The 13373-nt window shown below is 35.4% G+C and carries 10 protein-coding genes; 8 read left to right on the top strand and 2 right to left on the bottom strand.

Going from position 1 to position 13373, the window contains the following annotated elements:
• Positions 1-98 precede the first annotated feature (98 nt).
• The 8 genes from MTX13_RS01025 (at position 99) to MTX13_RS00990 (ending at position 9579) form a co-directional block, all read left to right on the top strand.
• Positions 99-1685 (top strand): T9SS type A sorting domain-containing protein, encoded by a 1587-nt coding sequence (locus tag MTX13_RS01025; protein ID WP_250432514.1) that lies wholly within the window; start codon positions 99-101, stop codon positions 1683-1685.
• 79 nt (positions 1686-1764) lie between these two features.
• Positions 1765-2769, top strand: a complete 1005-nt coding sequence (locus tag MTX13_RS01020; protein ID WP_250432513.1) for a LacI family DNA-binding transcriptional regulator — start codon at positions 1765-1767, stop codon at positions 2767-2769.
• Positions 2770-2960: 191 nt separating this feature from the next.
• Complete coding sequence (locus MTX13_RS01015) at positions 2961-3299, top strand: DUF4870 domain-containing protein (RefSeq protein ID WP_223033368.1); 339 nt, start codon at positions 2961-2963, stop codon at positions 3297-3299.
• A 134-nt stretch (positions 3300-3433) separates the two neighbouring features.
• On the top strand, positions 3434-4741 hold the full coding sequence (locus MTX13_RS01010) for a TolC family protein (RefSeq protein WP_250432512.1): 1308 nt from the start codon (positions 3434-3436) through the stop codon (positions 4739-4741).
• Positions 4742-4763: 22 nt separating this feature from the next.
• Positions 4764-5840: an efflux RND transporter periplasmic adaptor subunit gene (locus tag MTX13_RS01005; protein ID WP_250432511.1), complete on the top strand. Its 1077-nt coding sequence runs from the start codon at positions 4764-4766 to the stop codon at positions 5838-5840.
• A 15-nt stretch (positions 5841-5855) separates the two neighbouring features.
• Entirely contained in the window at positions 5856-9050 is a 3195-nt protein-coding gene (locus tag MTX13_RS01000) for an efflux RND transporter permease subunit (protein ID WP_250432510.1), read from the top strand.
• 1 nt (position 9051) lies between these two features.
• Complete coding sequence (locus MTX13_RS00995; RefSeq protein ID WP_250432509.1) at positions 9052-9357, top strand: hypothetical protein; 306 nt, start codon at positions 9052-9054, stop codon at positions 9355-9357.
• Positions 9358-9369: 12 nt separating this feature from the next.
• Complete coding sequence (locus tag MTX13_RS00990) at positions 9370-9579, top strand: YgaP family membrane protein (RefSeq protein WP_250432508.1); 210 nt, start codon at positions 9370-9372, stop codon at positions 9577-9579.
• A 113-nt stretch (positions 9580-9692) separates the two neighbouring features.
• Here MTX13_RS00990 and dnaN read toward each other — a convergent pair whose 3' ends face one another.
• Both dnaN and gldG read right to left on the bottom strand, forming a co-directional pair.
• Positions 9693-10811 carry a DNA polymerase III subunit beta gene (dnaN, locus tag MTX13_RS00985; RefSeq protein ID WP_250432507.1) on the bottom strand — a complete coding sequence of 373 codons (1119 nt, stop codon included), beginning with the start codon at positions 10809-10811 and terminating at the stop codon, positions 9693-9695.
• Positions 10812-10941: 130 nt separating this feature from the next.
• The gene (gene gldG / locus MTX13_RS00980) at positions 10942-13323 is read right to left on the bottom strand and encodes a gliding motility-associated ABC transporter substrate-binding protein GldG (protein ID WP_250432506.1); all 2382 of its coding nucleotides are present in this window, start codon (positions 13321-13323) and stop codon (positions 10942-10944) included.
• Positions 13324-13373 lie beyond the last annotated feature (50 nt).

The raw sequence follows: 13373 nt of genomic DNA, 5'->3' as shown, positions 1-13373 counted from the left end.
GGTTATTATGGATTTTTCATTTTTTGAGTCTTATCTTTACTAAAATCGAATTTTATGTATCGAGTTTTTAAATATTTAACAATTAACAAATAAAAATTATGAAGAAAATTACACTGATTTTTGCTTTTATGTTATCTGTTGTTGGTTTTGCTCAAGCGCCAACAGTAGATCCAAATACACCACCAGCAAGAAACCCTGGAGATGTAATATCAATTTACAGTGATGCTTATGATAATATAGCAGGAGCTGACTATAATCCAAATTGGAGTCAATCTGGATTTGGAACTGCGAACACGGCTTATGATACAGGTACCGGAAATCTTGTGCTTGCCTATCCCAATTTTAATTACCAAGGAATTGATCTTAACGGATCTTACAACGTTGCTGGAATGGAGTTTTTACATGTAGACATTTGGACGGATGGAGGAGTGGCTCCAAATGTATACATTATTAGCCCTGGACCTGTTGAAACACCGTATGCAATTCCTAACTCACCTGGAGTTTGGCAAAGTTTTGATATCCCTTTGGGAGATTTTAGTCCTGTAGATTTGGCTAATTTAATTCAATTTAAATTTGACGGTGGAAATGGTACAACAAGTGCTATTTATGTTGATAATTTATATTTTTGGAAAAATCCAATAACCCCTGCAGATGATGCAACATTAAGTGATTTACAAGTAGATGGTGCAACAATTGATGGGTTTAGTCCTACAGTTTTTGATTATAGTTATGAATTAGTAGTAGGAACAGTTACAGTTCCTCAAATTACTCTTGCAACACCAACAGAAGAGGGTAATGGGGCTATGGCAACAATTACCCAAGCATCTGGAATTCCAGGTGATGCAACTGTTGAAGTAACTTCGTCTAATGGAAATGTTACAGAAACATATACTATTTCTTTCATAGCAACGTTACCCGATACTCCACCTACACCCGTTACACCAGATGGAGATGTTGCATTAAGTCTTTTTAATGATAATCCAGGTTATACAAATGCCTATGTAGCTGAAGGAAGTTTTGGGGTTAGAAATGTTGTAGAATTAGGGCCATCAAATGATGAGGTTATTAAAATGGATTTCTCTGTTGATTCTTGGGGTCAGTTTAATAATACTACAGTTGATATATCATCAGCTGGATTTATGCATTTTAACTATTTTGCTCCAGATTTGACTCCAGGTCCAGATGGGCATGAGTTTTATATCATGATTAACAGTGGTTCGGGTGAAAAATTTTACACATTTAAAACTGATGGCAGTAGTGAAGAGGATATTGTATTTGGATCATGGCAAACAGTTGTAATTCCAATGAGTTTTTGGACTAATCAAGGATTTGACCCAAGTACATTTTTAGTATGGAAGCTTGGTACGCCTTCTACAGCATTTACAACTGTAGTTTATTTTGATAATATTTATTTTTCAGCATCCAACCCATTGAGCACGGAAGAATTTGTTTTGTCAGACTTTGACGTTTATCCAAATCCTACTCAAGACGTTTGGAATGTAAAAACTAATAATCAAGAAATCAGTTCCATTCAGGTAGTTGATATTCAAGGTAGACAGGTATTAGATTTAAAAATTAATACTACAGGAGCTATTATTGATGCTTCAAGCTTACCAGCTGGATTGTATTTCGCGAGAATTAATACTGCAATAGGAACTAAAAGTGTTAAATTAATTAAGCAGTAATTATTAACCACTAGAGTAATATTGAATAATATTAAAAGTGCGTTACAACTGTTAGCGCACTTTTTTATTTTTTAAAACTATGGTAACTTTAAAAAAATTAGCTGAAGAACTCAATGTTTCTGTTTCTACCGTTTCTAAAGCTTTAAATGATAACGATGAAATAAGTTTAGAAACAATTGAGAGAGTTAAGGAATTGGCTAAATTATACAATTATAAGCCCAATCGTGCTGCTCTTAATTTAAAGAGCAGGAATACGAAGACAATTGGTGTTATAATTCCTGACATTTTAAATCACTTTTTCGCAAAAGTTTTATTTAGTATTGAAAGAGAAGCTGCTAGGCATGGTTATAATATTATAACATGTTTATCAAATGAGTCTTATGATAAAGAGATGAAAAGCCTTGAAATATTATCAAATGGAAGTGTTGATGGATTTATTGTTTCAGTTGCTGAAGAAACGCAACTAAATAATAGTTCGGAACATTTTAATTCAATAATGAATGAACAAATTCCTTTGGTAATGTTTGACAGGGTCTTAAATGATGTCAATTGTACTCAAGTAATTATCAATGATTATGTTTCAGCTTATGAGGCAACTAATCACTTACTAAAGGAAGGTAGGAGAAAAATAGCTTTGTTGAGTAATATTTCTGATTTAAGCGTAGGGAAATTAAGAATAAGTGGTTATAAAAAAGCACTGCTTGAAAGAAAAGATTATATGAACGAACCATTCATTCTTAGCTATTTAGCTGATGCCGATTGTGAGTTTAAAATAGAGTCATTATTAGTCAATCATCATGATATTGATGGTATAATAGCAATAGATAATACATCAGGAGTTATTGCTTTGCATAAAGCATTGAAACTTAAGCGAAAGGTGCCAAAAGATATGTCAATAATTGGGTTTTCTGATAGTAATGTATTACAATTTACTAACCCTAAACTTTCAACAATTGCTCAACATCCAATTGATATAGGACTTAATGCTACAAAATTGGTTATTAGGGAAATTGAAAATCAATTAGTTAAAAACAAAAAGATGTCAATTAAGACAGAACTTGTTTTAAGAGGTACAACTCTTTAAAAAAACATAACCTTTGTTTATGTGTTTACATTATAGTAATGGTTTAGAACTTTATTATGGCAGTTGATGATTTGGTTTTCATCATGAGATTGTCGTTGACTATGTCAAAGTATATATTCAAATGTTTTTTTTGTAACGTTTTAATCTAACCTGCGTCACATAAGTACATCAATCAATAAATCAAAACCATCATGAGAGAAGACAATCAACTTTTAGTTATAACACATTTATGCCAATTACTTACCTGTTTTACCGGTTTTGGCGGACTGATAGTTCCATTGCTTATTTGGGTTACGCAAAAAGATAAGGTGTATAAAATGGATGAGCATGGTAAGAATATTCTAAACTTTCAATTAAGTATTATTATCTATTCCATTCTGTGTGTTCCAGCTATACTGTTATTAGGTTTAGGTTTTATAGGACTTATAGTAATAGGACTTATAGCGTTTATATTTCCAATTGTCAATGCCATAAAAACCAGTAATGGTGAAATACCAAAATATCCCTTGTCTATTAATTTTGTTAGTTAGTTAAAGTATTCAAGGCAAGAAAAGTGCTCACCATTTGGTGGGCGCTTTTTATTTTAGGGCTTTTGTCGGTAACCTTTGTTACTGACTACCCTGGTTTCCCAATGTATTTTTGCTCTGTAAAATGACAATACATTATGAAACAACTCACATATAATTTAATATTTATTTTAACCTTTATTGGGTTTTCCCAAGCTCAAGAACGCATTCCTTTAAGGAAAGCAGAAGTTTTGGATAAGGTTTTGAAATCCAATTACAGTTTGCAAATTTCTGAAGCGCAGTTTGACGCTTCAAAAGCCGATTTTAAGCAAACCAATGCCGTGTTTTTGCCTAACATTACGGCATCGCATACAGGTGTTAGCACTACCAATCCATTAATGGCCTTTGGTTCTAAATTGAATCAGGGAATTTTAACGGCTGCCGATTTTAATCCAGCCTTGTTAAACGACCCTGAACCAACCCAAAACTTTGCAACCAAGTTTGAAATTCAACAGCCTTTAATAAACGTAGATGGTTTTTACCAACGTAAAGCGGCCAAAAACAAAATGGAAGCAACAGCTTTACAAACAGAGCGTACCAAAGATTATTTGGAATTGGAGGTAGAGCAAGCCTATATGCAATTGCAATTGGCCTATAAAGGTGTAGCTGTTTTGGAGCAGGCTCTTTTAACAGCCGAAGCCAATGAAAGATTAGCTAAAAACAGCTTTAATCAAGGCTATCTTCAAAAGTCAGATGTTTTAGCGGTTTCTGTTCGTGTGACCGAAGTCAAAAATCAGTTGCAAATGGCGCGAAGCAATGTGGTAAATGCATCCAACTATTTGTCTTTTTTGATGAATGAAAACCAGGAGGCTATTTATCAGCCAACAGACAGTTTGCAGGTCGTTATTCCGCAGAACAATCTTCTATTGCAGGTGTCTGAAGATCGTGCAGATATAAAAGCCATGTCTTTGGCAACAAATACTTATGAGACTATGTATAAAGCAGATAAGATGACCTTTTTACCACGATTGAATGCTTTTGGAAGTTACGAGTTGTATGATGACCAAATCTTTCAAGGCAATGCTAATGGTTACATAGTTGGCGCTCAATTAAGCTGGGATATTTTACAAGGCACCAAACGTTTTGGTAAGGCACAGAAAAGCCGCTCGGAATTTGAGCAATCCAAATTGAAGTACCAACAATACGTATCGCAAAGTCAATTGGAGCTTAACAAGGCCAAGCGTTTGCTACAAGATGCTCAAAATAAATTAGAATTAACCACTTTGGCTTTAGAACAATCCAAAGAATCGCTCCGAATTCGTAAAAACCGATTTGAAGAGGGGTTGGAAAAAACAACCGATTTACTACTGGCAGATACACAATATGCTCAAAAACAATTGGAATATTATCAAACTATATACGAATACAATTATGCACTGGCGTATGTGCAGTTTTTAACAAAGTAAGAATCTAATTAAATATAAAATCATGAAATTTATATATACAATCACCTTATTTGTCCTATCACTATTGATTTTTAGCTGTTCTGAAGATAAAAAAACAACCCCTTCAGATAATGCTTCGGCCATTCAAGTAAAGGTAAGTGAGGTGGCATCCAATAGCAACTATCCCTTTTTGGCGGTTAGTGGAAAAATCCAGTCGGTTAACAGTGCTGATTTAAGCACCCGTATGATGGGTTATGTAACCCAAGTACCTGTGAGTGTTGGTGATTCTGTTAAAAAAGGACAATTATTGGTAGTTATCAATAATGCCGATCTACAAGCTAAAAAAGCACAGATAGAGGCGAGTATTACGGAGGCTCGAGCAGCCTTTACCAATGCTGAAAAAGATTACAACCGATTTAAAAACCTATTTTCAGAAAGCAGTGCAACCCAGAAAGAATTGGATGACATGAAAGCGCGTTTTGAAATGACTAAAGCCCGTTTAGAGGCTGCAAAACAAATGCGAAACGAAGTTAATGCACAATTTGCTTATAGTAATATTACAGCACCCTTTGCAGGTGTTGTAACCAGTAAAATGATTGAAACTGGTGATATGGCTAATCCAGGAATGCCTTTAATAACTGTTGAGGCTCCAGGTAACTTTGAAGTGATGGCTATGGTTCCTGAAACGGAAATCTCTAAAATTAAAGCTAACACAGAAGTGGCGGTTTTGGTAAAATCAATAAACAAGACGCATTCGGGTAAAGTTTCTGAGATCAGTACGTCTTCCAAACATACTGGAGGTCAGTATTTAGTTAAGATTACTTTAGATAAAACAGATGCCGATATATTGTCTGGCATGTTTGTTACGGTTCAATTCCCAGTAGAAAAACAAACCGATAATGCCATGGTATTAGTACCTAAAGAAGCATTGGTTTATAACGGTCAATTAACAGGCGTTTATTCAGTTAGTCCAACTAATACAGCCATTTTAAGATGGTTGCGATTGGGTAGGGAGTATGGTAATCAGGTTGAGGTATTGTCAGGTTTGTCTGCAGATGAGTCCTATATCGTTTCAGCTGAAGGTAAATTGTACAATGGTGCAAAAGTCACAATCCAATAATAAAATATTAATCAGATGAAAGAAGGTATCGCTGGCAAAATTGCCAAAATATTTATACAGTCAAAACTTACTGTTCTTCTCATGATCGTCTTTATGGTTATTGGGGTGTACAGTTCGTTCTTGATTCCGCGAGAGGAAGAGCCTCAAATTGATGTGCCTATGGCCGATATTTTTGTAGGTTATCCAGGAGCAAGTCCAACTGAAGTCGAATCGCGGGTTATCAAACCGCTGGAAAAATTAATATCCAACATCAAAGGGGTGGAGTATGTGTATTCTACATCCATGAAAGAACAAGGTATGGTCATTGTTCAGTTTTATGTGGGTGAGGATATCGAGCGTTCCTTTGTGAAGCTTTATAACGAAATCAACAAGCACATGGATCAAATGCCACAAGGTGTAACCTTTCCGTTGGTTAAAACACGTGCCATTGATGATGTACCTATGTTAGGGTTGACCTTATGGAGTGAAAATTATGATGATTACCAATTGAGCCAAATGGCTCAAGAACTGGAAGCAGAAATCAAAAAAGTCAATGATGTAGCCATTACCCATAAAATAGGTGGCCGTGATAGACAATTACGTGTGGTATTGGACAAAGATAAACTGGCGGCAAGTGGATTAGACTTTTTGTCGGTTTCTGAAATGATCAAGGCAAACAATGCCCAATTGAATTCAGGAAGTTTCAATAAAAATGATAACGAGTTTTTAGTGAATACGGGGAAGTTTCTCGAAACAGTAGCCGATGTTGAAAATTTAGTTGTTGGCGTCCAACAAAATCAACCCATTTACTTAAAGCAGGTTGCCACTATTATAGACGGTCCCGAAGTACCTCAAAATTACGTGAGTTTAGGATTTGGAAAAGGTAGTGAAAAAGCCAATCAATTTCAATCAGAATATCCTGCCGTTACCTTATCTGTTGCCAAACGTAAAGGTGCTGATGCCATGAAAATAGCAGATGTGATTATTGACAAGGTGGAGCACTTACGTAAAAATCTCATACCTGATGATGTCCACGTGGAAATCACAAGAAATTATGGTGAAACAGCTTCTCATAAAGTATCAGAACTGTTATTGCATCTTATTGGTTCCATTGTTGCTGTAACATTTGTAGTGATGTTAGCTATGGGTTGGCGCGGTGGGTTGGTAGTGTTTTTATCAGTACCAATAACTTTTGCTTTAACCTTATTAAGCTATTATATGCTGGATTACACCTTAAACAGAATCACCTTATTTGCTTTGGTATTTGTTACAGGTATCGTTGTTGATGACTCCATCATCATAGCCGAAAATATGCACAGGCATTTTAAAATGAAGCGCCTGCCATTTAAACAAGCCGCATTATACGCTATAAATGAAGTTGGTAACCCAACCATTCTAGCCACTTTTACGGTCATTGCATCTGTATTGCCTATGGCTTTTGTTTCTGGTTTAATGGGTCCTTATATGGCTCCCATGCCAATAGGCGCATCTATAGCGATGATTCTGTCTTTGTTTGTGGCTTTAACCATAACACCGTATTTGGGGTATATTTTCCTTCGTGAAAAGGATAAAAAGCAAACGGTAGAGAAAGCAGAAAAACCTATAGAAGAAACCTTAATTTATAGACTCTATAATAAGTTTGAAAGACCACTTATTGAAAACCGCACAAAGCGTTGGATGTTTTTAGGGTTGACATTTGTTTTATTGTTGGGGACCATGACCATGTTTTTTACAAAATCCGTAGCTGTTAAAATGTTACCGTTTGATAACAAGAATGAATTTCAGGTAGTCATTGATATGCCAGAAGGTACAACATTGGAACGCACAGGTGTGGTGACCAAAGAAATTTCTCAATTCTTAGCAACACGTCCAGAGGTGGTGAATTATCAAAATTATATTGGGACTTCTGCACCAATAACTTTTAATGGATTGGTGCGACATTACGATTTACGTGGCGGTAGTAATATGGCCGATATTCAAGTCAATTTGTTGGACAAGGAGGATCGCAGTGAACAGAGTCATGATATAGCCAAGTTATTACGACCAGACATCCAAAAAATTGCTTCAAAGTACCATGCCAATGTGAAACTGGTCGAAGTACCGCCAGGACCACCAGTATTGTCAACTATTGTGGCTGAAGTTTATGGACCTGACTACGAGCAACAAATGGAGATTGCCAACAGTGTTCAAGCTATTTTGAATAATACGGAAGATGTTGTGGATATTGATTGGATGGTGGAAGCCGATCAGAAGGAATACACCTTTGTTATCGACAAGGAAAAAGCCATGCTATATGGTATAGCACCACAGCAAATTGCCTATACCATGAATATGGCCTTGTCAAACAGAGCCATTACCAATTTATATGATGAAGATGCCGTTAACCAGATAGGTGTAGTATTAACACTTGATGAAAAGGAAAAATCAACCATTCAGGATATTTCCCAATTAAAAATCAAATCCAAGCAGGGCAATATGATGCCGATAGCTGATTTGGTTGAAATCAAGGAAACAACAAGTGCCAAAAGCATTTATAGAAAAAATCAAAAACGCGTGGTATATGTTATGGCTGATATGGCAGGTGAATTAGAAAGCCCAGCTTATGCCATTTTAGGAATGGAGGAGAAATTAAAAGCCATTGAATTGCCACAAGGTTATGAAATTAATGAAATGTATTTAGGACAACCTGAATATGAAGATGATTATACCGTAAAATGGGATGGTGAGTGGCAGATTACTTTAGAAGTCTTTCGAGATCTAGGGATAGCATTTTTAGGTGCCATCATCTTGATTTACATCTTAATCGTTGGTTGGTTCCAGAACTTTAAGGCGCCTGTGGTTATGATGGTGGCCATTCCATTATCATTAATAGGTATCATATTGGGACACTGGTTGATGGGTGCCTTTTTTACAGCAACGTCATTTATCGGTATGATTGCTTTAGCAGGTATTATGGTGCGAAATTCGGTACTATTAATAGATTTTATCAATCTGCGTTTAGATGAAGGTATCCCACTAAAACAGGCAGCTATAGAAGCAGGAGCCGTAAGAACAACGCCCATTTTGTTAACAGCTGGGACAGTAGTCATTGGTGCATTTGTGATCCTATTTGACCCTATTTTCCAGGGCTTGGCAATCTCTTTAATGGGAGGCACCATTGTAAGTACCGTATTGACCTTGTTGGTAGTGCCATTAGTGTATTATATGATTGAACACAAAAAACACAACTAATATGAAGCTAGTAATCGTAACTACAGTTGAAGCATTTCACAACGATGTAATAAAACTGTTTAAAAAATCAGGTATTGAGAATTTCAGTGAGTCTGAAATTGATGGATACAAAAGCGCGCCAACACTATTGACAACCAATAGTTGGTTTGCCAACGAAAAAGGAGGTAACGAATCGAGTTTGTTCTTTTCGTTTACCACTGATGATAAAATTGACAATCTTTTTAAATTGATACAAGATTATAATAATGATTTAGAAACAAACAATCCTATAAGAGCGGTTGTATTGCCTATAGAACGAAATATTTAAACATTTTATATTATGATAAATAGATATATAAGAGCCATAGCTGGCGCATTTGTAATTATTAGTGTGCTACTTGGTATGTATGTAAACGAGAATTGGTTTTGGTTTACCATTTTTGTAGGTGCCAATTTATTGCAATCGGCTATTACAAAATGGTGCTTAATGGAAACCTTTCTGATAAAATTGGGTGTTAGACGCGAAGGGAGTAACTGTGAGGCGTCATAATGCTTTTTTCTTTTTTAATAGTTAATAGCGAGGCATAGTATGCCAAAACTTTTGATGCAAAAACGCCCACAATTTGTGGGCGTTTTATTTTATAAAAGAAATGAAATGTATTATTAATTATTCAACATTACAGGCATCACCAACATAGTAACTTGTTCACCTTCGTCAAGTCCGTCAACTGGTGTGAGAATGCCAGCTCTGTTGGGTAAGCTCATTTCTAATTGTACATCATCACTTGTAAGGTTGTTCAACATTTCGGTCAAGAAACGTGAGTTAAACCCTATTTGCATATCATCACCTTGATAATCACAAGTTAAGCGCTCTTCGGCTTTATTACTGTAATCAATGTCTTCTGCAGAGATATTCAATTCTGCTCCAGCAATTTTTAAACGAATTTGATGTGTGGTTTTATTTGAAAATATGCTCACACGACGCACTGAATTTAAAAATTGTGTTCTACTAATGGTCAGCTTGTTTGGATTTTCCTTCGGAATTACGGCTTCGTAATTCGGGTATTTGCCATCTATTAATCGGCAAATTAACTCAACGTTTTCAAAGGTGAATTTAGCATTGGAATCGTTGTATTCAATAGTAACATCTTCATCGCTTGCTGCTAAAATACCTTTTAAAAGATTTAAAGGTTTTTTGGGCATAATGAATTCTGTTACTTCATTAGCATTAACATCTTCACGAGAATACTTTACCAACTTATGCGCATCGGTAGCTACAAAGGTTAAGCCTTCAGTTGAAAACTGAAAGAATACACCACTCATTACTGGGCGTAAATCGTCGTTACCAGCAGCAAAAATAGTTTTATTAATAGCTGTAGCTAAAATATCACCATTTAATACGGTTGAGCTTGCGTTTTCTAAACTTACCGCTTTAGGGAACTCGTTACCATCTGCATAAGCCAATGCATACTTACCATGGTTTGAACTGATTTCAACAGTATTGTTATCTTCAACAACAAAGGTTAAAGGTTGCTCTGGAAATGTTTTTAAGGTATCAAGTAGCAAACGCGCTGGGACAGCAACACTACCACTGTTATCACTTTCTACGTCTAACTTGGCAGACATTGTAGTTTCTAAATCACTGGCCGAAATAGTTAATTCGGTATTATTTAATTCAAAAAGGAAATTATCTAAAATAGGCAGGGTATTTGAATTATTAATAACACCACCCAGAACTTGTAATTGTTTTAGTAAATAGGTACTCGATACTATAAATTTCATCTATTTAAAATACTTTATTTGTTCAAATGAATACTACTACAAATATATCTTAAAGCTATTAATATTGGAAACAAACTTATTAACAAATAAAAGGGTAAAACAAGCCTTGAACAGACTTTAAATACCACCTTTATTTTGCATACTTTTTTCGTCGCATAAAATTAAAAATAAGCCCGAATACCACTAAAACAGCTAGAGGTGCTAAAATATTTAGTATTTGCCATTTTGTTTTTTCGTTACTTGTTTTTTGAACATCCAAAAAGGCTACAGCAACTTCTTTGGTACGAATGTTTATAAGTCCGTTTTCATCCAACAGATAATTTACAGCATTAACTAAAAATTCTTTATTACCATAGGTTTGACCAGTCCATCTATCAAATCCTAATTCTTGAGGGCCATTTTTACCTAGATCATTTTTTATGACATCGCCATCTGCTATCACTAACATTTTGGTTGGCGGGCTTATAGTTTTGTCATTGTTATAATTAAGGGGCTTAATTCTATTGTTATAAACAGATGTAAAATTACCTTCCAACAATACCGCTAAATTCTGATTGCCATTGGTATACAAATCAGGTTTCGGTTCTTGGGTTGTCATGTCTAGACTTATTTCCCGAGGCGTACCGTCTAACTTACTCAAAATAGAGCTTTCCAACAGCACGGTTTTTGTGATGTCATTTTCTAATGTATCGATCTGATTGGCAAAATCAAATCGAATTAGGTTGAGGTTGTTTACTACAGGGTGATTTACTGAAGCGTTTATCAAAGGCGAATAAAACCAGGGTAATTGCTGAAACTGCGACTGACTACCTTCTCCTGTCGCTAATGTGATTTTTGCCGAATATAAATCATTTACCAAAACTGGATTAACACGCACACCATACTTAAAAAAGAAATCGGTTAAACTTAAATCTCTGCGGGTGGCTATAGCAGTACCCGTTTCGTTATATAAACTGTCCTTTTCCATGGCTACAGCATCCATTAACCAAAGGCTCTTTCCACCAGACATAGTGTACTGATCGAGTACGTACTTTTCTTCTTCGGTAAACGGTTTGGTTGGTTTTGCAGAAATTATTAAATCGTAATCCTGCAACGCTATCAAGGTTTTAATTGGATTGCTTGACACGCTATCTAATGTAAATGGCGCAATAAAATAATAGTCTTTAATGCTTTTTACAAAGTCGAAAATGTACGCATCCTGTAATTGCCCGTTACCTTTTAAAATAGCTATTTTTTTACGTTTTGGATTGATTAATTTGCTAAAGCCATCGGCAAACGTATATTCCAAATGCTGAATGGAATTGGTGGCTAATTCTTGAATGGCAGCACCAATTTTATTTTTTACCAAAGGAATTTTAACCGTTACACCATTATAACTGGCCAATGCCCATGGAAAAATAACTTCTTGACTTGATTTTCCTGATTCTTGAACCGTAACTTGCATAGGTGTTAACCCACGATTCATTAACTGTTGGATGTTCTGCTCGCGAATGGCATCGTCTTCCAAGGGGTTGATAAACTGAAAGTTAATCTGATTATTTTTAGCAGCAAACTCTTCAAGTATTTGTTTAGTTTCCGTTTGCAGACGCCTAAATTCTGAAGGCAAATTTTCAGATTGTAAAAAGACATCAACAATTAAAGGAGATTCAGCAGATTGTACGATGTCTATGGCAGCAGGGCTTAAGGTATAGCGTTTATCCGAAGTTAAATCAAACCGTTTGTAAATCGATTTTGTAAAGGTTAATACACCAAAAGCCAATACCAAAACAATAGAAGGGAGGTAGGTTTTTTTATTGAATGTCTTTTGGCTTATGATTATTTGGGATAGTATTAAAAACAGTATAGTTACACTTAAAAAATAAGCAACATCACGAGTGTCTATGACGCCACGACTCATACTCTTGTAATGGGCATTCATGCCTACTTGTTCCACTAAATTATTCGACACAAAATCGGCAAGACCTTCAAAGCCTATGTATAACAATAGACTTATAAATATACTCGCAATAAAAGCAACTATTTGATTGTCGGTTAGGCTAGAGCAAAACAGCCCAATGGCAGTAAAAGCAGCGGCTAAGAATAATAGTCCTAAATACGAACCAAAAGTACTTGCCAGATCTATATTGCCCATAGGGTTTCCTAATTCATAAACTGTGTAAACATAGAGTAGCGTAGGTATTAAGGCTAAAATTATTAATACTAAAGCACCAAGATATTTGCCCAATACAATTTTAAAAAGACTAATAGGTTTGGTGAGCAGTAATTCTAATGTGCCTTGTTTTTTTTCATCTGCAAAACTGCGCATGGTAACAGCAGAAATTAAAAAGATGAATATCCAAGGCGCCAATAGAAAAAAGCTGTTTAAATCGGCAAATCCATTATCCAGAACATTAAATTCTCCATGAAACAGCCATAAAAAGAGGCTGTTTATCGTTAAAAACAAGGCTATGACCAAATACCCAATAATGGAAGTAAAAAACGTATTTATCTCTTTTTTTAAAATGGCAAACATCTATTGTTTGTTATGTTGGTTTTTAAAATCTTCAATACTTTTAATAACGC

This window comes from Hanstruepera flava, assembly GCF_023634025.1.
Taxonomy (GTDB): Bacteria; Bacteroidota; Bacteroidia; order Flavobacteriales; family Flavobacteriaceae; genus Hanstruepera; species Hanstruepera flava.
This window is presented reverse-complemented; position numbering and strand designations above follow the sequence as displayed.